This is a genomic window from Actinoplanes italicus (assembly GCF_003001815.1).
GTDB classification, from domain to species: Bacteria; Actinomycetota; Actinomycetes; order Mycobacteriales; family Micromonosporaceae; genus Actinoplanes; species Actinoplanes italicus.
The window spans coordinates 499,244-518,969 of record NZ_PVMZ01000002.1 but is presented as its reverse complement, the minus strand read 5'-3'; the positions used below and the strand labels follow the sequence as shown (position 1 = coordinate 518,969).

General features: G+C 69.5%; 21 protein-coding genes. 10 read left to right on the top strand and 11 right to left on the bottom strand.

From position 1 onward, the window contains the following. Positions 1-43 precede the first annotated feature (43 nt). The gene (locus CLV67_RS06400) at positions 44-400 is read right to left on the bottom strand and encodes an STAS domain-containing protein (RefSeq protein WP_106316194.1); all 357 of its coding nucleotides are present in this window, start codon (positions 398-400) and stop codon (positions 44-46) included. A gap of 296 nt (positions 401-696) precedes the next feature. Between CLV67_RS06400 and CLV67_RS06395 the strand changes: the two genes are divergently transcribed. Further along, positions 697-1,674, top strand: coding sequence for a helix-turn-helix transcriptional regulator (locus CLV67_RS06395; protein WP_106316193.1), 978 nt, complete (start codon positions 697-699; stop codon positions 1,672-1,674). Positions 1,675-1,681: 7 nt separating this feature from the next. Here CLV67_RS06395 and CLV67_RS06390 read toward each other — a convergent pair whose 3' ends face one another. Both CLV67_RS06390 and CLV67_RS06385 read right to left on the bottom strand, forming a co-directional pair. Then, complete coding sequence (locus tag CLV67_RS06390) at positions 1,682-2,011, bottom strand: hypothetical protein (protein WP_106316192.1); 330 nt, start codon at positions 2,009-2,011, stop codon at positions 1,682-1,684. A gap of 295 nt (positions 2,012-2,306) precedes the next feature. Next, a complete protein-coding gene (locus CLV67_RS06385) occupies positions 2,307-3,200 on the bottom strand; it encodes a Gfo/Idh/MocA family protein (protein WP_106316191.1) in 894 nt (297 codons plus the stop codon). Positions 3,201-3,277: 77 nt separating this feature from the next. On the opposite strand from CLV67_RS06385, the gene CLV67_RS06380 reads away from it, so the two are divergent. Further along, on the top strand, positions 3,278-3,643 hold the full coding sequence (locus tag CLV67_RS06380; RefSeq protein WP_106316190.1) for a hypothetical protein: 366 nt from the start codon (positions 3,278-3,280) through the stop codon (positions 3,641-3,643). Next, positions 3,636-4,070 carry a hypothetical protein gene (locus CLV67_RS06375; protein WP_106316189.1) on the top strand — a complete coding sequence of 145 codons (435 nt, stop codon included), beginning with the start codon at positions 3,636-3,638 and terminating at the stop codon, positions 4,068-4,070. The genes CLV67_RS06380 and CLV67_RS06375 overlap by 8 nt, the downstream gene beginning before the upstream one ends. A 543-nt stretch (positions 4,071-4,613) precedes the next feature. Here the strand turns inward: CLV67_RS06375 and CLV67_RS06370 are convergent. Genes CLV67_RS06370 through CLV67_RS06345 form a run of 6 tightly spaced genes read right to left on the bottom strand, consistent with a single transcriptional unit; the run spans position 4,614 to position 10,165 of the window. Further along, positions 4,614-6,044: a glutathionylspermidine synthase family protein gene (locus CLV67_RS06370; RefSeq protein ID WP_239166004.1), complete on the bottom strand. Its 1,431-nt coding sequence runs from the start codon at positions 6,042-6,044 to the stop codon at positions 4,614-4,616. 27 nt (positions 6,045-6,071) lie between these two features. Then, a complete protein-coding gene (locus tag CLV67_RS06365; protein WP_106316187.1) occupies positions 6,072-6,467 on the bottom strand; it encodes a hypothetical protein in 396 nt (131 codons plus the stop codon). 48 nt (positions 6,468-6,515) lie between these two features. Next, positions 6,516-7,277, bottom strand: coding sequence for a 3-oxoacyl-ACP reductase FabG (gene fabG / locus CLV67_RS06360; protein ID WP_106316186.1), 762 nt, complete (start codon positions 7,275-7,277; stop codon positions 6,516-6,518). A gap of 50 nt (positions 7,278-7,327) precedes the next feature. Further along, the gene (locus tag CLV67_RS06355) at positions 7,328-8,974 is read right to left on the bottom strand and encodes an alpha-amylase family protein (protein ID WP_106316185.1); all 1,647 of its coding nucleotides are present in this window, start codon (positions 8,972-8,974) and stop codon (positions 7,328-7,330) included. Further along, positions 8,967-9,821: a hypothetical protein gene (locus CLV67_RS06350; RefSeq protein WP_106316184.1), complete on the bottom strand. Its 855-nt coding sequence runs from the start codon at positions 9,819-9,821 to the stop codon at positions 8,967-8,969. The genes CLV67_RS06355 and CLV67_RS06350 overlap by 8 nt, the downstream gene beginning before the upstream one ends. Next, positions 9,818-10,165: a PadR family transcriptional regulator gene (locus CLV67_RS06345; RefSeq protein WP_106316183.1), complete on the bottom strand. Its 348-nt coding sequence runs from the start codon at positions 10,163-10,165 to the stop codon at positions 9,818-9,820. The genes CLV67_RS06350 and CLV67_RS06345 overlap by 4 nt, the downstream gene beginning before the upstream one ends. Positions 10,166-10,291: 126 nt before the next feature. Between CLV67_RS06345 and CLV67_RS06340 the strand changes: the two genes are divergently transcribed. Beyond that, on the top strand, positions 10,292-10,972 hold the full coding sequence (locus CLV67_RS06340) for a DedA family protein (protein ID WP_106316182.1): 681 nt from the start codon (positions 10,292-10,294) through the stop codon (positions 10,970-10,972). On the opposite strand, the gene CLV67_RS06335 is transcribed toward CLV67_RS06340, so the two are convergent. Beyond that, on the bottom strand, positions 10,947-12,323 hold the full coding sequence (locus tag CLV67_RS06335) for a carbohydrate-binding protein (protein ID WP_106316181.1): 1,377 nt from the start codon (positions 12,321-12,323) through the stop codon (positions 10,947-10,949). The two genes, CLV67_RS06340 and CLV67_RS06335, sit on opposite strands and share 26 nt — an antisense overlap. Positions 12,324-12,449: 126 nt before the next feature. On the opposite strand from CLV67_RS06335, the gene CLV67_RS06330 reads away from it, so the two are divergent. Beyond that, positions 12,450-13,589, top strand: a complete 1,140-nt coding sequence (locus tag CLV67_RS06330; protein WP_106316180.1) for a carboxylate-amine ligase — start codon at positions 12,450-12,452, stop codon at positions 13,587-13,589. Between the two features lie 531 nt (positions 13,590-14,120). After that, the gene (locus CLV67_RS06325; RefSeq protein ID WP_239166005.1) at positions 14,121-15,152 is read left to right on the top strand and encodes a polysaccharide deacetylase family protein; all 1,032 of its coding nucleotides are present in this window, start codon (positions 14,121-14,123) and stop codon (positions 15,150-15,152) included. Here the strand turns inward: CLV67_RS06325 and CLV67_RS06320 are convergent. Next, positions 15,124-15,957, bottom strand: coding sequence for an Fpg/Nei family DNA glycosylase (locus CLV67_RS06320; protein WP_106316465.1), 834 nt, complete (start codon positions 15,955-15,957; stop codon positions 15,124-15,126). The genes CLV67_RS06325 and CLV67_RS06320 overlap by 29 nt on opposite strands. Positions 15,958-16,048: 91 nt before the next feature. Between CLV67_RS06320 and CLV67_RS06315 the strand changes: the two genes are divergently transcribed. The 4 genes from CLV67_RS06315 (at position 16,049) to rocD (ending at position 19,651) form a co-directional block, all read left to right on the top strand. After that, entirely contained in the window at positions 16,049-16,654 is a 606-nt protein-coding gene (locus CLV67_RS06315) for an ATP-dependent Clp protease proteolytic subunit (RefSeq protein ID WP_106316179.1), read from the top strand. A gap of 103 nt (positions 16,655-16,757) precedes the next feature. Beyond that, positions 16,758-17,324, top strand: coding sequence for a hypothetical protein (locus tag CLV67_RS06310; RefSeq protein WP_106316178.1), 567 nt, complete (start codon positions 16,758-16,760; stop codon positions 17,322-17,324). Positions 17,325-17,583: 259 nt separating this feature from the next. Next, a complete protein-coding gene (gene ddaH / locus CLV67_RS06305; RefSeq protein WP_106316464.1) occupies positions 17,584-18,381 on the top strand; it encodes a dimethylargininase in 798 nt (265 codons plus the stop codon). A 55-nt stretch (positions 18,382-18,436) separates the two neighbouring features. Then, on the top strand, positions 18,437-19,651 hold the full coding sequence (gene rocD / locus CLV67_RS06300) for an ornithine--oxo-acid transaminase (protein WP_106316177.1): 1,215 nt from the start codon (positions 18,437-18,439) through the stop codon (positions 19,649-19,651). The last annotated feature ends 75 nt before the right edge of the window (positions 19,652-19,726 follow it).

Genomic DNA, 19,726 nt, shown 5'->3' with positions numbered 1-19,726 from the left:
GTCGTAATCGGTCGGCCGGCCCTCCCCGGACGGGTGATAGTGGTCAGGACGGACGCAGGCCCACCGAGGTGCGCGGGGCCGGCGGCTCGGCGCAGCCGAGGAGGCCGACCAGCCCGGACACCCAGAGCTGCCGGTAGACCGTGGCACTGGGATGGCTGACCACCAGCTTCACGCCGCTCGCGGCGGCCGTGTGGAAGCAGGCGACCAGGATGCCGATCCCGATGCTGTCGATCAGCATGACCCGTTGAAGGTCCAGACAGATCCGGCTCGGTGCCATGCCGGTCAGGACGTCATTGACCGCGTCCCGCATGACGTGAGCGTTGTCCAGATCGATCTCGCCGCTGGGGGCGATCTCGACGGTGCCGTCGGCCAGCTGGCGGGTCGTGATCGGCAGATACACAGCTGCCCTCTTCCTGGCGTCCAGCTCGTTCGAACCGACGCCGATTTGCCGCGAGACACGGTGGCGCCGACCGGAGAAGAAGGGTCATGCGCTGAGCGGCGTTCGCTGGGGGACGCCGACCGGAACCCGCGTTCCTACAACAATCCGCTGGTCTGCAAGTTACGCCACGTAGGCGCGGAACGCCAGAGTAGTTCATATGGCCGGAATGTGCTGGAACGGTCAGCGCGTGGCGCCTACGTTGACTGTCCACTGGCTTTGACCGAATACTCACCGTATGCGTTGGAGCGCCGGGCGGAATGGTTGACGCCCAACCGCGCGCCACGTCGGCGCCGGACACCGTCTACTTCGACAGCGTCGACGGCGATCAGGCCCGCGATGTCCTGAATCGTTTTTACCACCCTGTCTCAGCCGAGGGGGACCTGAAGCTCGGCGTCGAGGTGATCCAACTCGGACCCCTCACCGTCGGTCACCTCACGTTCGCGCGTAGCGCAACTCTGGACCTGCCGGTGCCGGCCGCGTACCACGTCACGTTGCCCACGGCCGGCCGCGTCCTGGCCCGCCTGGACGGCCGCGAGCTGACCGCCACGCCGGCCACCGCGCTCGTTTTCCGCCCTGGCGACCGGGTCCAGCTACGGCACGAGCCCAACTCCGCGGAGCTGGACGTACGGATCGAGAGCTGGGCGCTCGAGGCGGAGCTGGCCGCGCTGCTCGGTCACCCGGTCGAGGGAACCATCGACCTGTCCCCCGTCCTCGACCTCACCGAGGGGCCGGCACACAGCTGGAGCCGGCTCATCCGGCTGCTGAGCGACGAGCTGGAACACGAGAGCAGCCTGATCTACCAGCCGCTGATCGCCGAGCAGCTGTGCGCCAGCGTTCTCAGCGGACTGCTGCTCAGCGTCTCGCACCGCTTCCACGACGAGCTCGTCGCACCGGTCACCGGCGGGCCACCACGGTCCATCCGACGGGTCCTGGAGGCGATCAGCGACGAGCCGGAGCACCCCTTCACCGTGGGCGAGCTGGCAGCCGTCGCCGGGACGAGCATCCGCTCGCTGCAGTCCGGGTTCCGCCGGCACATCGGGAGCGCGCCGATGGCGCACCTGCAGCAGATCCGGCTCACCCGGGCGCACGAGACGCTGCGCAACGGCGACTCGTCGGAGCTCACCGTCGCCGACGTGGCACACCGATGGGGGTTCGCGCACCTCGGCCGGTTCGCGTCCGCCTATCGCAAGCGCTTCGGAGAGTCACCGTCGGAGACCCTGCGGACGACCACCTGAACGGGGGTCACTCACCCGGGTCACCGCAGCGCCTCGGCTGCGGCACACCATCGGTGCGATGACCGGAATCGGTGGTCCCGAACAGGTGACCTCGCGGCGGCACCCACTCCCGCCACGGCGCCAGACGTGGTGGCACGGCGGCCATCTCACCGTCCCCGGCGGCGCACCGACTGCGGAGGTACGCGACGACGCGCTCCGCGGCGGCGCCGCCGTTCTCGGCCAGGCTCCGCAACACGCGGGGGTCGGCGGGTTCCTCCGCCCGCAGCAGGGCGGCCAGGCCGGCCAGCGCCTGCGCCGCCTCGGAGGCGGCACGCTCGGCATCCCATGCGCCGGTCACGCCGGCGCTCCCCCACGCGTGTCCGGCCGATTCACGCCCGGTGAACTTTCTGCAATGCGATCGGTCATGCAGTGCATCCCCTCACCCCGACACGTACCCGGCAGCCGTCGCGGGCCCGCGACGGCCACCGCCGGGCGGTTCGGCCCCCGGTGTACGTGACAAGGCGAAAATGTATTCGGCTCGCTACTATGCGTCCATCCGTAACGCGCAGGTTCTGTCCAGTTAGCGCTCAGTTCGACTGGACGGGCCCTCTAGACGATCACGGCGAGTAGGCGGCCGGAGATGCGAATCGCCGTCAGGACGGCAGAGTGATCGTTCGACCCTCGGCGATCGCCCGCTCGGCGGCGGCCAGAATCACGGTCACCTGAGCGCCGAAACGCACGTCGCACGCCGACGCCGGTCCGCCCGCGGCCGCCGCCAGTAACTGGTCGACGGCGCGTCCGAACGCCTCGGCCGGTGCCCACTCACCACGCGGAACCGTCAGCAGACCCGCGTCACCGGCGAGAACCGCCTCCTCGCGCGCCGCTGCCGGCGGCGCGTCCACCGCGAGAGTGAGCCGGCTGACCGCACCACTCGCGTGCTTGAGCAGCAGATGAGACAGATCCCGGTCACCGGCGACCCCGGTCACCTCGGTGACCGGGCCCAGCACGGGCAGCACCAGGGCCAGCGCGTGCGGGCCGACGTCCCACAGGCCGCCGCGCTCACGCCGCCACGGCGAGGCGCCGAACGGGTTGTCCGGCACGAAGATCGAACCGAGGTGGTCGACGCGCGCCTCACTCCAGCCGCCGGTCGCCACGGCCTCGGTCAGGAAGCCGTCCAGCTCCGGCGTGAACCGGCGGGTGAAGAAGACCACAGAGGCCACGTCCGTGGCAGCGGCGGCCAGTTCCTCGGCGTCCTGGGCGCGCAACGCGATCGGCTTGTCCAGGAGCAGGTGCCGCCCGGCGCGGGCCGCCCGCAGCGCGATCGGGGCCTGCACGTCCGGTGGGAGAGCGATCGCGACCGCGTCGACCTGGTCGATCAGAGCGTCGACATCGGAGTACGCCGGAACGTCGTAACGGCCGGCGAGAGCGGCGGCCTTCTCCGGGTCACGGCCCCAGACGCCGGCGAACTCCACGCCGGAGTGTGCGGCCAGCGCCGGTGCGTGCGCGAAATGAGCCCATGGTCCCGTACCGAAAAGTCCGAAGCGCACTGGATCGTCCCACCATTCGGTTGTTGATCTCCAGGGCGGAAGTTACCAGGCCCCGAGGGTCTCAGTAACCTGGCCGGGTGAACGGTGCCCTGTCGACGGCGACGATTGTCGCCGCCCTCGCCCTGGCGGTCTGGTACCTGTTGCGGACGGCCCTCGACCGGGCGCCCGGCCGCATCGACCTGATCGCCGTCGTCGTCCTCGGCGCGCTGGTCGCCGTCCTCGTCCTGGTCGCCGTCGTCGGGCTCCTCGACGGCAGCCGGCCCGCCGACACCGGCACCTTCGCCGGCTATCTGGTCACGACGATCGGCCTGGCCCCGACGGCGCTGATCCTCGCCAGGATGGAACCGACCCGCTGGGGAAACCTGATCCTCGGCATCGCCTGCCTCGTCCTGCCCGTCCTCGTGCTGCGCCTGCAGCAGATCGCGTCGGTGACCGGTGTCTGACCAGCCTTCCGCAGGGACCACCGCCCGCCCCGCCGACGCCGCCCTCAGCTCCGGCGTCGGCCGCGTCCTGCTGCTCGTCTACGGCGTCTTCGCGCTCTCGGCGAGCGCCCGCGCCCTCGTGCAGATCAGCACCCATTTCTCCGAGGCGCCGCTCGCCTATCTGCTCTCCGCCCTGGCCGGCCTCGTCTACATCGCCGCCACGGTCGGACTGGCCCGAGGCGGCCCGCGCGGCCGGATGCTCGCCTTGATCAGCTGCACCATCGAACTGGTCGGCGTCCTGGTGATCGGCACCCTGAGCATCATCGACACAGGTGACTTCCCCGACGCCACCGTCTGGTCGAACTTCGGCAGCGGCTACGGCTACGTCCCCTTGGTGCTGCCCTTCGTGGGTCTGTGGTGGATCTACCGCCACCGCCCCACCCCATAGACCCCAGCGGCCGCACACCCAACCGCCGCCGCACACGCAGCCGCCGCAGCACACGCAGCCGCAACCGCAGCACACGCAATAGCTACGTGTGCTGCGCCCGCCGCCATCACGACGATCCGCACCCACGGATCCGCAACGGGTGCGCGCCTCGTCGCTGTTCACAGCGGTCCACGACGTCACGAGCACACAAATGGCCCCAGTGCGCGCGCTGGCAGCACCCGAACAACCCCGGGACACATCCAACGTGGTGATGCGTGGCGCGAATCAAACCGCAGTTCACCACGCAACACCGTCACCCCGGGCAGCGTGGTGACCTGCGCCCACCAGCAAGCCGTAAGTCGCCACGCGGGTTGACCGCGCCCACCGAATGGTTCAACCGCGTAGTTTCCCAGTGCACCCCTAGCCGCAGAGCGACCGCAAAACGCCGCCGGTGACGAGGCAGTCGGTTTGCCGACGCCCAGCGTTTTCTGGGTGGCGGGAAATCGCCTGCCTCGTCACCGGTTACAAGACGTTTTGCCGCGGAGCGAAGCGAAGCAATCAGGTTCAGACAACAACATGAGGAACGAAGTTACACATGTTGTTGGTGATCAGGCCGGCTGTGCCGAGGCCCTCGCGGATGCCCATGCCGGCAGGTTCGCCGTCGATCAGCCAGGCGCCGATCACCGGGTGGACCGTGCCCTCCAGTCCCTCGAAGGAGGGCAGCTCACACAACTCCTGGACGACGTAACGGCCGTCCGAGCCGTACTCCGAAGGGGTTTCGGTGATCGGGGCCCCGTCGCGGACCAGGGTGACCGAGCCGCCCTCACGGCCCCAGACGGGCTTCTTCGCGTACGACTTCAGGCTCGCGGCACTGGACGACTCGGCGAAGTACGACGGGAGCAGGTACTTCCCGCGTTCGGGGTCGTCGCCGAAGAGCTTCCACAGAACCGGCAGCAGAGCCTTGTTGCCGAGCAGGGCGGCCTTGTACGGCGGCTCCATCCACACCGTGCCACGCTTCTGCGGGTCGGCCATGTTGCGGAAGAACGCCTTGCCGCCCTCCTCGTGCCAGAACCACTCCCACGGGTAGAGCATGAAGATGACGTCGATCGGCTCGGCCTTGTGCTCCTGACCCGGCGAGGGAACGAAGAACACCCGGTCGCCGGCGACGTCCCAGCCGATCTGGCTCATCGCGATCAGCTCGACCGGGAAGCCGGCCTCCTCGGCGGTGGCCATCAGGTACGCGACGTTCATCCGGTCCTCACCAGAGGTCTCCGACGTCTCGTACGCGAAGAAGATCTTGGGTTTCTCCGGGAGCCAGGGCCGGGCCTCGCGCAGTTTGCCGATGTTGCGCCGCCAGGCACCGGGGTCGCCCGGTTCGCCCGGGGCGTCCTCCCAGCCGACCAGGCGCTCGTGGATCGAGTTCCACTGCCGCCACGGGTGCTCGGTGACGCCGGTCTGGTCCATCCAGTGCCACTGGATGACCGCCGCCTCGATCAGCGACGTGGGCGTCTGCGCGTTGAACTCGAGCAGCCGCGGGACGGTCCCGGCGCCGTTGTACCAGAGGTCGAAGCGACCATAAACGGTCGGCGACCAGTCCGGGGTCTGCGTCGGCAGGCGGCCGTCAGGGTCCTTGTCGCGGTGCGTCCACGTCTCCGCGTCGCCGTCGAACCAGGTGCGGATGATCTGCTCGTGGGTGTACTCGGGGATGCCGATGCGGGCCAGGAAGCACGAGTCGGCGTTGCAGATCGAGGTGAAGTAGCCCTCCCTGCGGCCCTCGGCGGTCCGCCTGGGGCACTGCCGCACCATCCAGTCACCGGCCTCCAGGCACATGGCGTAGAGGGTCGCGGTGGCGGTCTCCAACTCCTCGATCTCGGCCGCGGGGAACTCGTAGTACGTCCCCTCCTGCCAGTACGAATACGTCGTCCCGTCGGGCAGGACATCGTCGTTGTACGTCAGCCCGAGGCTGTAGTTGGTGAGCCGCCACCCGTCGCGCACCGGCCCGTGCGGAACCCTCCGCAAATGTCAGCCCCCCGAGGAACGCGAACCGCTGCCGCCCTTGCCGACGACGCTGGTCTTGATCGTGCCGTTGCCGACCTTACCGCTGGAGGGCAGGCCGAACTTGGAACGTGAGGCCGCGTCGTTGTAGGCGAACTTGCTGCCGCCGGCCGGCAGTTTCGAGCCGATCGGGTAGCCGCTGCGGTAGCCCGACGAGTGCCAGATGAAGAAGCCTCCACCGCCGCCACCACCACCGCCGTCGTCGTCGCAGTAGTCCTCGTCGACGATCACTCCGTTGGCGTCGGCGCAGTAGAAGCCCTCGTCGACGTATTCATCGTTGTCGCACGCGGCCGTTCCGCCCGCGGCCAGCAGGAGGAAGGTGCTGGTCAGCGACACGGCTCGGGAACTCATGCGTCGGTTCATGATTTCTTTGTAACTCTTCTCAGCAAGTTGCCAGTAACCGTTACTCTCTCAGTCTCTCGGCCCGCCCGCCACATAGACGACCTGACCGGACACGAATCCGGCACCTTCGCTGACCAGGAACGACACCGTGTTGGCGACGTCCTCGGGGCGTCCCGCTCGTGCGACGGGAATCTGGCTCACGGTCGCCTTCTCGAAGTCGTCGAAGTCCACACCGATGCGGGCCGCCGTGGCCCGGGTCATGTCGGTCACGATGAAGCCGGGCGCGACCGCGTTCGCGGTGATGCCGAACTTGCCGAGCTCGATCGCGAGCGTCTTGGTGAAGCCCTGCAGACCGGCCTTGGCCGCGGCGTAGTTGGCCTGGCCGCGGTTGCCGAGAGCGGACGTGCTGGACAGGCTGACGATCCGGCCGTATCCGGCGTCGACCATGTGCTTCTGCACAGCCTTGCTGAACAGGAAGGCACCCCGCAGGTGGACGGCCATCACCGTGTCCCAGTCGTCCTCGGACATCTTGAAGAGCAGGTTGTCACGCAGCACCCCGGCGTTGTTGACCAGCACGGTCGGCGCGCCGAGCTCGGCGACGGTCCGCTCGACGGCGGACGCCACCTGGGCTTTGTCGGACACGTCGGCCCCGATCGCGATCGCGGAGCCGCCGGCCGAGACGATCGCGTCGACGGTCTCGGCCCCGGACTTCTCGTCCAGGTCGACGACCGCGACGGCCATCCCGTCGGCGGCGAGCTTCCGCGCGACCGCCGCGCCGATGCCGCGAGCGGCTCCGGTGACGACAGCGACACGAGGTACGGACTGCGACATTGCGGCCTCCGGTGGTGATCCACGCTGCTGGAAGCCGATGCTAAACCGGGTCAGGCGGTTCTGCGCATCCGGATCCACCGGTATCCGTATCCGCCGACCTTGATGCTGTCGAGTTTGTCCGGGTCCGGGTAGTCCTGGTCGGCCAGCACGTCGTTCGGGAACTCGGCGTCCTCGGCCAGGCTGCTCAGGTCCACCTCACCGGCCTTCGCGCTGAGGTTGTGCACGAACAGCATGGCCCCGGTGGCGGCGTCGGCACGGTGCACCAGGATGCCCCGAGGGGCCGGCACGTCCACGTGGGTGCAGGAGCCGCTGCCGATCTCGGGGGATTCCTTGAGCGTACGGATCATGCGCTCGAACCACGACAGCAGCGACGACGAGTCGTGCCGTTGCCGGGTCGCGTTGACCTGCTCGAACCCGAACTCGCCGCCGGAGATCACCGGCCGGACAAGGTCCTTCGGGTCGGCACTGGAGAATCCGCCGTTCGGCAGCTGGGACCACTGCATGGGGGTACGGATCGCGTTGCGCCCGTCGAGCGAGAGGTCGTCGCCCATTCCGATCTCCTCGCCGTAGCGCAGCACCGGGGTGCCGCGCAGGCTGAACTGCAGCGAGTAGGCGAGTTCGAGGCGCTTCCGGTCGTTGCCGAGCATCGGAGCCAGCCGCCGGCGGATGCCCCGGCCGTACAGCTGCATGCGCTCTTCCGGCCCGAATTTCTCGAAGACGTCCTTGCGCTGCTCGGCGGTGAGGCGGGACAGGTCGATCTCGTCGTGGTTACGCAGGAACGTGGCCCACTGCCCGCCGTCCGGCAGTTTCGGCGTGTCACGCAGCGCGTCGATGATCGGCTCGGTGTCCTGCCGGGCCAGGGCGAGCACCAGTTTGGCGTTGAGCATGAAGTCGAACAGCATGTGGATGCGGTTGCCGGAGCCGCCGTCGTCGCCGAAGTAGCCGGGCAGCATCTCGGGTTCCACATTGGCCTCGGCGAGCAGGACCGCGTCGCCCCGGCGCCACTGCACGTGCTGGCGCAGTTCGCTGAGGAACCCGAAGTCCATCGGCGCGGTCGGGTCGCCGGGTTCGGTGCGCTCGATGATGAACGGCACGGCGTCCATCCGGAAACCGGAGACGCCGAGCTGCAGCCAGAACGCGCAGATCTTCTTGATCTCGGCCCGGACCTCGGGGTTCTTGATGTTCAGGTCGGGCTGGAACTTGTAGAACCGGTGGTAGTACCAGAGCTTCGCGGTCCGGTCGTAGGTCCACGTCTCGTCCTGCTCGCCGGGGAAGACCATCCCCTGGTTGCGGTCGGACGGCGCGGTCTCGCTCCAGACATACCAATCGCGGTACGGCGAATCGGGCGACGATCGTGCCGACTGGAACCACGGGTGCTGGTCCGAGGTGTGGTTCACCACCAGGTCGATGATGACCTTGATGCCCCGGTTGGCCGCCTGGTGCAACAACTCCGCGAAGTCACCGAGCGTGCCGAACCGGGGGTCGACGTTGTAGAAGTCGGACACGTCGTAGCCGTCGTCCTTGCCCGGCGACGGGTGGATCGGGTTGAGCCAGAGGCAGGTCACACCCAGCCGGGCCAGATAGTCGAGCCGTCCGATCAGACCGCGGATGTCACCGCAGCCGTCACCGTCGGAATCGGCGAACGAGTCGATGTCGAGGCAGTAGACGACGGCCTGCGAGTACCAGCGGTCACTCATGCGCCCTTACATGTCCGTGGCCCCGGCCGACCAAACGTTCCCAGACGCCCAGCAGCAGCACGCCACCGCCGAACACCACGAACGGTGACATCAGCAGCGCCGCGGCCGACAGGACGCCACCGGCCGTCGGCCCGAGCATGCGCCACTCGGTCACCACCAGGTCCAGCGCCTGCAGCGCGTAGCCGATCATCAGGACCACGGCTGACAGCACCACGACACGGCCCCGCACCTGTCGCCCGGTGGCCCGCACCGCGGCGCCCAGAGCGGCCCGGACGGGACGGTCGGAGACCGCGAACAGACCGGTCACCACGATCGCGAGGCCGAACTGCCACAGCAGGAACATCGCCCACACCGGCGTGATCGCGGACCACAGCAGGATCACTCCGGCCTGCACCAGCACGCCGGCGGTCGCGAGCACCACCGCCGTCCGACGCAGGCCCAGCACCGCAGCAGCGACGACCAGCAGCCAGATCACCGTGCGCGCCGCCGGATCGGCCAGCATCAGACCGTCGACGCCGAGGGCACGCATCGGATCTCCGCCGCCCCACAGGGACAGGCCGGTCACCAGCCTGCCGACGGCGACGGCGGCCAGCGCCAGCGCGGAGAACAGACCGGTGACCGCGGCGGCGTCGCGCCAGCCCGTACCCGCGGGGGCATGGAAGGCCCGGCCGAGACGGACCGCGAGGCCCGCACGCACCAGGTCGAACGCGTCGGCCGGGGAGGGGAAGCGCCGGCCTTCCTCGGCGCCGGACATCAGCACGCCGATCATCTCCTCGCCGTAGGCGGCCCGGTGTCCGGCCGGGTAGGCCCGCAGCAGGCGCCGGTAGCGCGTCTCCAGGATCGTCATGCGGTCGCTCCCCCGAACTGTGTGCCGCGCAGCCTCAGGCGGCTCTCGGCGATGGTGGCCTGGCTGCGCAGGCGGGCGGTCTCGGTGGCGAGACTCCGCTCGCCGGCCCCGGTGAGGCGGTAGTAGCGCCGCAGCCGGGACTGCACCACCTCCTCCCGTTCGACCTCGATCAGGCCCTCGGCGCGCAGCCGGTCGAGAGCGGCGTAGAGAGTGCCGGCCCGCAGCCGCACCCGCCCGCCGGTCATGGTGGCCACGTCCTCGATCACGGCATAACCGTGGCGTGGCTCCTCGGCCAGGGCGGTGAGCACGAGAAACGTCGGCTCCCGCATCGGCGACTCAGTCATGGCGGAAGCATATACCGATCAGCGATATATGCGGCAAGGGTTCATCAGCCCGTTCTCGGGTAACTCTCAGCAACCGCCTGCACAGTGTGTGGGGAGCTTTCTGGACGACTTTCGAAAGGCGGGCACATGGCCGACGGTGATCTCGGCAATCTCGGCGGACTGACCGGCTGGGTCGCCTCGGTGATCGACTCGCTCGGCGAGGTCGGCGTCGGGCTGCTGGTCGCGCTGGAGAACCTGATCCCGCCGATCCCGAGTGAGATCGTCCTCTCGATGGCCGGCTATCTGGCCAGCCAGGGCCGGGTCAACCTGGTGCTGGTCTGGTTCACCGCCACGCTCGGCGCGCTGGCCGGCGCGATCGCCCTCTACTGGCTGGGCCGGGGCCTCGGCGAGGAGCGGCTCAAGCACTGGCTCGACCGCATCCCGCTGGTCGACGCGGACGATCTGAACAAGGCCGACCGCTGGTTCGAGAAACACGAGCGGGCCGCCGTGCTCTTCGGCCGCTGCGCGCCGGTGGTCCGCAGCCTGGTCTCCATCCCGGCGGGCGCCAATCACATGCCGATGGGCCAGTTCATGCTCTTCACCACGATCGGCAGCGGCTTCTGGAACGCCCTCTTCATCGGTGGCGGCTATGCGCTCGGCTCCCGGTGGAAGGACCTGGAGATGTACGCCCAGTGGTTCGATTACGCGATCTGGGCGTTCTTCGCGATCGCCATCGGGTCGTGGGTGGTGAAGAAGGTGCGCAAGCGGCGGCAGCGCGCCGCCGCCCGCGCACACGACACTGCTACTTCCGGAACTGGATCCAGTTGACGTTCACGAAGTCGGCCGGCTGGCCGCTGGTGAAGGTCAGATAGACGGTGTGGGTTCCGGTCACGTTCGACACGTTGGCCGGGATCGAGACCCAGTTCTGCCAGCCGCCGGTGTTGGCGAGGGCGAAACTCCCGATCGGGGCGTTGCTGCGGCTGTCCAGGCGTACCTCGACCAGGCCGCTCACCGCGGTGCCCGCACCGGAGGCCACCCGGCCCACGAAGTCCTTCACCCCGCCGGTCCCGAAGTTGACGTTGTTGAACTGCACCCAGTCGCCGTTCGCGATGTGACTGACGTTCTGGCCACCCTCCGAGGCGGTCTCGACCTGCACCCCGGCGGAGGCGTTGTACGACTCGGCCTCGATCCGGGAGTACGCGTCGCGACTGCCGGACGGCGGCGGCGTGGTGGTCGGCGGCGTGGTCGGCGTGGTGCCGCCGCCGGACTGGTAGACGGCCACGTAGTCGATCAGCATCGGCACGCCCGGCTGGGTGGCCGAGGTCGGTCCGCCCCCGAACGCCGCCGGGAACCCGCCGCCGATCGCCACGTTGAGGATCATGAAGAACCCGTGGTGCAGGGCGTTGTTCCAGGTGGTCGAGTCGACCGCGTTGGACGTGAGGGTGAAGTAGTTGTTGCCGTCGAGGTAGAAGCGCAGCTGCTCCGGCGAGACGCTCCGGTCGTACTCCATGGCGTACGTGTGGAAGCTGCCGAGACAGCCGCTGCAGGCGCGCTCGCCACTGGTCAGGCCGGTGGTCTCGTTGCACGGCCCGCCGGGGTTGCTGCCGCAGTGCAGGGCCGAGAACACGCTGGACCGGCCGTTGATGTTCTCCAGGATGTCGATCTCGCCGATGCTCGGCCAGTTGGTGGCGCCGACCGGGCGGGCCGCGGCGCCGAGCGCCCAGAACGCCGGCCAGTAGCCCGCGGCGGCCGCGCCGGTCACGTTGGGCTGGGCGATGCGGGCCTCCATCCGCATCTTCCCGCCGGCCGGGGCGGCGAAGTCGGTGCGCTGGGTCTCGACCCGGCCGGACGTCCAGCGGCCGGCGGAGTCGCGCAGCGGCTTGATGACCAGGTTGCCGGCGCCGTCCTGGTAGACGTTGGCGGTCGAGTCGGTCATCGTCTCGATCTCGCCGGTGCCCCAGTTGGCGGCACCGCCGGGGTATCCCGTGCCGGTGGAGTAGAGCCAGTTGGTGCGGTTGAGCCCGGTGCCCGAGGCGCCGGTGAAGTCGTCGCTGAAGACCAGGGACATGCCGGAGGGCGGCGGCGGGACCGCGGCGTCGGCGGTGGCGACGAAGGTCACCGAGGCGCCGACGGCCAGCATCGCGGTGGCCACGGCCAGCAGTCTGCGGGGGATTCGCATGGGGTCGCGCCTTTCGTGGGGGAGTTGAGAGAGCGCTCTCAGCGATTGCACGCTTGTTTCCGGGGCTTGTCAATATGGAACAACGCCGATCGTTTTCCGGATGATCCGACCGGGTAATGCGGCGGCATGGATACGGCGATCTCCCCCGCACTCGCCGCACGGGCGGAACGTGATGACCTGCTCACTCTCGGCGTCGAGGAGGAGTATCTGCTCGTCGACGCGGACGAACCGCGGGCCGTCGAGGCCGTCGAGGAAGTCTTCGCCGAACTACCCGACGCTTTGCGGGACGGCGTGCAGCACGAGTACTACCGGACCCAGATCGAGGTGGCGAGTCCGCCGCAACTCGAACTGGGCAAGCTCGCCGAGGCCCTGAGCGGACTGCGCTCGGAGGTCGCGGCCGCGGCGGAGCGGGCCGGCGCCCGGCTCGTCGCGGTCGGCACCGGGCCCGCGGCAGGCCACAATGCCCGGATCGTGGAGAACGAACGCTATTACCGGATGCGGGAACGCTTCGGCGACCTCTCCCCCGGTCAGGGCATGTGCGGCACCCACGTGCACGTCAGCATCCCGGACCCGGAGACCGGTGTGCTCGTCCTCAACCACCTGCGCCCCTGGCTGCCGGTGCTGCAGGCGGCCACCGCCAACTCGCCGCTGTTCGCCGGGCGCGACACCGGCTACGCCAGCTGGCGCTCGATGATGTGGGAGCGCTGGCCCACCGTCGGCCCGACGCCGTATCTGCGGTCGCACGAGCACTACCTGACGCTCATGGCAGACCTCGAGGCGAGCGGCGCGATGCTCGACTCGGGGATGCTCTACTGGTACGCCCGCCTCTCCGCGAACTACCCCACCGTGGAGATCCGGATGGGCGACGTCATGCCGAGCGCCGACGACGCGGTGCTGCTCGCGGCCCTGACCCGCGCCCTGGTCGCGTCCCTGCTGCGCGAGGCGCAGGCGGGGATCGAGGCGCCGGACGTCGAGCACCCGCTGCTGATGGCGGCGCACTGGCGAGCCGCTCACGACGGGCTCGAGGGCCTGAACATCGACATGGCCACGCGGGAGACGCGGCCGGCCTGGCGGCTGCTGCGGCAGCTGTTCGACTACGTACGCCCGGAGTTGGAGCGACACGGTGACCTCGCCACCGCGACCCTCCTGATGGGACGGTTGCGCGAACACGGCACCGGGGCGGCCCGGCAGCGGGCGCTGCTGGCGCAGGGCGGCTCGGTCGAGGACGTCGTCGACTGGCTGGCCCGCACCACGCGCGGCGCCTAGAAACACCGGCTGTGGCTCACTGTTGTCTCAACGACGTTGAGACAACAGTGAGCCACAGCCGCTTGACGGACATCATCTGACAGTGGGCTTATGTCCGATCAGTGGGATTAGCCGGTCTCATTCGGATATCACAGTCACAGATTGCCGCTCCCCGAATCACCCGCGGTGAACAGCACATATGTCACTACGTGAGCACGTGGTGACCGATTCGGTATCGCGCTCGATCTTGCGGCACGGTAGGCATGACGGATGCCGCCGCACGCCTCGCTCTCACCAGCGCCGACGTCCCGTGAGGACCGCCCGGTGGCCGGGCGGCACCGAGCTCCGGAGGAGAGCCCCGAGCAGCCGCGACCCAGCCGACTCCGGACCGCGATCGTCGAGGCCGGCGGCGCGACCGTGCCGGCTCCCCGATCGGCGCGCCACCGCGCCGGGACCAACGACTCATGGGGAGCCACCCGGGCAGCCGTCGCTCGCCGGGCCACAAAGGACCGCGCCGCCCGCGGCTCACACCGCGCGCCCTCGCCGGCTCCGATGGAATCCGTCATCGAGGTCGCGAAGAACCGGCCGCAGGTGCTGCTCGGCACTCTCGTCGCCGCCGGGCTGCTGCTCACCGCGGTGCCGATCCCGCAGGACGGCGGCAGTACCACCGTGATGAGTGCCGCCGCCGAGGCGGTCGGCGTGATCAAGAAGCCGGAGAAGAAGAAGCCCGCGCCGGAGAAGAAGCCCGAGGCGGCCCCCGCCCGTCCGGCCGCCACCGAAACCGCCACCGCCGACCCGAGACCGCCGCAGCAGTCCAAGCCGGCCGCCAAGCCGACCGAGAACGGTTCGCAGCAGGTCGTGGTGCCGGTCGGCGACGGACCGTTCAACTCGCTGCGCACCACCGGCTCCCGCGTCGTGATGCTGAGCTTCGACGACGGCCCCGACCCGGTCGAGACGCCGAAGATCCTGGCACTGCTCGAGAAGCATCAGGTGAAGGCGGTGTTCTGCCTCGTCGGCACGCAGGCGCGGCGGCACCCCGACCTGGTCCGGCAGATCGCCGAGGCCGGTCACGTGCTCTGCAACCACACGTGGAGCCACGATCTGAAGATCGGCACGAAGAAGTCGAACCAGATCCTGAATGATCTACAACGGACGAACGCGGCCATCCGCGCGGCCGCTCCGGGTGTCGAGATCCCCTACTTCCGGGCGCCCGGTGGCAACTTCACCGACCGGCTCGTCAAGACGGCCTACGGCGACGGCATGACCTCGCTGTACTGGGAGGTCGACCCGCGCGACTGGGAGCACCCGGAGGGCGAGACCTCCGCGGAGCACGTCAAGCGGATCGTGACCCAGGTCAAGAAGGAGACCCGGCCCGGATCGATCGTGCTGTCGCACGACTTCAACCAGCCGGACACCACCAGCGCGTACGAGCAGCTGCTCCCGTGGCTGGTGGCGAACTTCGAGGTCGGGGTCCCGGGCGCCGAGGCCACTCCGGAGCCGACGCCGACCGAGTCGTCGCCGACGCCCGCGGTCACGCCGAGCGAGGCCCCGCCGGTCACCTCGAGCGACGCCGCGACCGCGTGACCGGCTGGCAGGCCGGGCACCAGTAGACGTTGCGGGCCGCCATCGTGCCCATCGCGATCGGGGTGCCGCAGACCAGGCAGGGCTGTCCGGTACGGCGGTAGACGTACACCTCGCCGCCGTGCCGGTCGACCCGCGGTGCCCGCCGCATCGCCTCCGGGGTGTGCTCGGTGTGCACGGTGTCGATCCGGCCGCGCAGCACACCCTCCTTCATCAACGCCCGCAGGTCGTCCCAGAGCGCGGTCCACCGGCCCTCGTCGAGGGTCGCACCGGGTGTCTCGGGGGAGAGCCCGGCCCGGAACAGCGTCTCGTTCGCGTAGATCAGGCCGCAACCGGCCACGATCGACTGGTCCATCAGGAGGGCGAGCAGCGGTTTGGTGCTGGCGCGGATCCGGGCCCAGGCCGCCGCGGGCTCGGCGTCGTCACGCAGCGGATCGGCGCCCAGGCGGGATCGCAGCAGGTCGGCCGTTCCAGGGTCGAGGACCTCGCAGGCGGTCGGGCCACGCAGCTCCAGCCAATGATCGGAACCGGTCAGCGCGAACCTGACCTGGCCGACCGGCGCGGGTGCCGGCAGCGGGCCGTCGGCGAACTTGCCGTAGAGCCCGAGGTGCACGTGCAGGATGCGCTCGCCCTCGTAGTGGTGGAGCAGATGCTTGCCGTACGCCTCGGTGTCGAGGAGCACGCGTCCGTCGATGAGCGCGGCTCCCGCGGCGAAACGGCCCTGCGGGCTGCCGGCCGAGACCGTCTGCCCGGCGAAGAGCTCACGGTGGCGGCTGGCGAGGCGGTGAATGGTATGTCCCTCCGGCACGCACCAAAGGTAGCCGGGCATTATGCCGTGAGCGGATTCGCCCTGAGGCGAATCGCTGGGATCCGCGGCCCTGCTGGGAGAAAGTGTTCACATGACCAAAGAGACGACCATGCGTGGTGGCGGCGCGACCTTCGACGACCAGGTCTTCGAGCGACTGCTCCGGGAACGGATCATCTTCCTCGGCAGCGAGGTCAACGACGAGGTCACCAACCGCATCTGCGCCCAGATGCTCCTGCTCGCCTCCGAGGACCCGGAGCGCGACATCGCGCTCTACATCAACTCCCCGGGCGGCTCGATCAGCGCAGGCATGGCGGTCTACGACACCATGCAGTACATCAAGAACGACGTGGCCACGATCGCGATGGGCATGGCCGCCTCGATGGGGCAGTTCCTGCTCTGCGCCGGCACCCCCGGCAAGCGTTATGCGCTCCCCCACGCCCGGGTGATGATGCACCAGCTCTCCGGCGGCATCGGCGGCACCGCGGCCGACATCGCCATCCAGGCCGAGAGCATGCTGCACATCAAGCAGGTGATGAACGAGCGGATCGCCTTCCACAGCGGGCACACCCCGGAGGAGATCAATCGTGACTCCGACCGTGACCGCTGGTTCACCGCCCAGCAGGCCAAGGACTACGGCCTCGTCGACCACGTGATCTCCCGGGCGAGCGACGTGAACGCGGTGTCCTCGCTGGTCTGACCCGCCTTCTCGAAAGGGCACGTCCTCCTCGGGCGTGCCCTTCGTGTCGTTTCCGGGTCGTAGGGGTATGTAGCCGTGTCAAACCTGCCAAGGAGGTTCAGACGTGAGGCTCCCTACCTTCCCCCGTCAGACGACCGTCGACGACGCGAACACCGAGCGGACCCCCGTGGTGCCTCGTCGTGACGAACCGACCACCGCCAGTCTGCCGCCGGTCCGTTCGGACACCGTGACCCCGCCGCCGGCCAAGCCGGAGACGTTCCGCCCGGCGCCCTCGCCGGTCCGTTCCGAGACCGAGCGTGCCAAGGCCGTCTCCGACCCGGTCGCCGTCCCGCCACCGCCCGGCCCCCGTGCCCGGGCGAGCTTCGTGGCGACCCTCGGCCTGGTCCTCTCGGTCGCCGGCGCCCTGCTGGTGCTCTCCGGCCCCCTGCTGGGCTACGGCATCGGCGTCGCCGCGATCGCACTCGTCCTCTCGCTCGCCGGCGTCTTCGCGACCCGCAAGCGGCACGTGGCGGGCAAGACCGGCGCGGTGATCGGGCTCGTGCTGTCGCTGACCGCCATCGTGGTCGGCGTGCTGGCCCTGACCGGTCAGCTGTGGTGGCTGGGCACCGACACCGCAACCGTCAGCGAGTTCCGGACGTGGCTTGACACACAGTTTGAAACCCGGATTTGACGGGTATCTGACATTCAACGCCGATGATGAGTCGGCGCAACTTACCCCTCGGAACCGGGATGGCCACGGCCGCCCCGCCCCGAATGACCCCGGCGGTTCGCCGAGGTTGCCAAGGCCCCGGCATGGGCAGCGGTTCGCCGCCCCGCCGGGGCCTTTGCAATGAATCGCCGCGGCTCCCGGAGATCACGCAACGATCGACCGCTGGACGCATGGTTGATCCGGGGTGTCCGTCGGTCCAGGCCGCATACCGTTTTTCTTCATGAGCCCTCAGCGCCGCTACCTGATGTGCCGGCCCACCCACTTCGCCGTCACGTACCGGATCAATCCGTGGATGGACCCGACGGCGCCCTACGACAACGCCCTGGCCATCAGCCAGTGGGAGAACCTGCGGCAGACGTTCCTCGGCCTCGGCCACACCGTCGAGCTGATCGACCCGCTGCCGGGCCTGCCCGACATGGTCTTCGCGGCGAACGGCGGCACCGTCGTCGACGGCCGGGTGCTGGGTGTGCAGTTCCGCGACGCCGAACGGGCCGACGAGGCCCCCGCCTACGCCGCCTGGTTCCGTGAACGCGGCTTCGAGGTGCTCGAGCCCAAGCACACCAACGAGGGCGAGGGCGACATCCTGCTCGCCGGTGAGGTGATGCTGGCCGGCACCGGGTTCCGGACCGCCCACGCGTCGCACGCCGAGACCCAGGAGTTCCTCCAGCGGCCGGTGATCTCACTGCAGCTGGTCGACCCGGCGTACTACCACCTGGACACCGCCCTCTGCGTGCTGGACGAGCGCAACATCGCGTACCTGCCGGAGGCGTTCTCGCCGGGGTCGCAGGCCGTGCTCCGGCAACTCTTCCCGGACGCGATCATCGCCACCGCGGAGGACGCCGCCGTGCTCGGCCTCAATGCGGTCAGTGACGGTGAGACGGTTGTACTGGCCGAGCAGGCCACCCAACTGGCCGAGGCGCTGCGCGCGGCCGGCTACAAGACCATCGGGGTCGACCTGTCCGAGCTGCGCAAGGCCGGCGGGGGTCCCAAGTGCTGCACGCTGGAGGTCCGGTCATGATCGACTGCACCGAGCGAAGCGAGGGCCGGGAGAGCATGACAGGGAGGCACAGCTCATGACGACCGTTGAGTTCCGCACACCGGGCGCGCTCGCCGACGCGGAGAAGTGGACCGCGCACAACTACCACCCGCTGCCGGTGGTCGTGGCCGAGGCCGAGGGTGCCTGGGTCACCGACGTCGACGGCCGCCGCTACCTGGACTTCCTGGCCGGCTACTCGGCGCTGAACTTCGGGCACCGGCACCCCGGCCTGATCGCGGCCGCCCACGCTCAGCTCGACCGGGTCACCCTGACCAGCCGCGCCTTCGTGCACGACCAGTTCGCGGCGTTCTGCCACGGCCTGGCCGAGCTCTGCGGCAAGGAGCTCGTGCTGCCGATGAACACCGGCGCCGAGGCCGTGGAGACCGCGATCAAGGTCGCCCGCAAGTGGGGCTACCGGGTCAAGGGCGTGGCCGACGAGCGCGCCGAGATCATCGTGGCCGCGGACAACTTCCACGGGCGCACCACGACGATCGTCAGCTTCTCCACCGACCCGGACGCGCGGGCCGACTTCGGGCCGTACACGCCCGGCTTCGTGGTGGTGCCGTACGGCGATCTGGCCGCGGTCCGTGCCGCGATCAACCCGAACACGGTCGCCGTGCTGATGGAGCCGATTCAGGGCGAGGCCGGCGTGCTGGTGCCGCCGGCCGGTTTCCTGGCCGGAGTACGCGAGCTGTGCACCGAGAACAACGTCCTGATGATCGCCGACGAGATCCAGTCGGGTCTGGGGCGTACCGGCAAGACCTTCGCGATCGAGCACGAGGACGTCGTGCCGGACATGTACGTGCTCGGCAAGGCGCTCGGCGGCGGCATCGTGCCGGTCTCCGCGGTGGCCGCCGACCGGGCGGTGCTCGGCGTGCTGCGTCCCGGCGAGCACGGCTCCACGTTCGGCGGGAACCCGCTGGCCTGCGCGGTCGGCACCGAGGTGGTCCGCCTGCTGGAGACCGGTGAGTTCCAGGAGCGGTCGGCCCGTCTCGGCGCCCGGATGCACGCGGGGCTCGAGGCCCTGATCGGCAAAGGCGTGGTGGCGGTACGCGGACGCGGGCTCTGGGCCGGTGTCGACATCGACCCACTGCTGATGACCGGACGGCAGGCCTGTGAGCGCCTCGCCGAGCGGGGTGTACTCGCGAAGGACACGCACGGCTCGACGATCCGCCTGGCTCCGCCGCTGGTGGTCACCGAGGAGGATCTGGACCACGCGCTGGCCCAGCTCGCCGAGGTGCTGCGCGGCTGACGCAGGATCTCCGGCTGTCGCGCACCGCTGTCTCTGCGTGCTTGAGACTGCGGTGTGCGACAGCCGGGTTTGCCT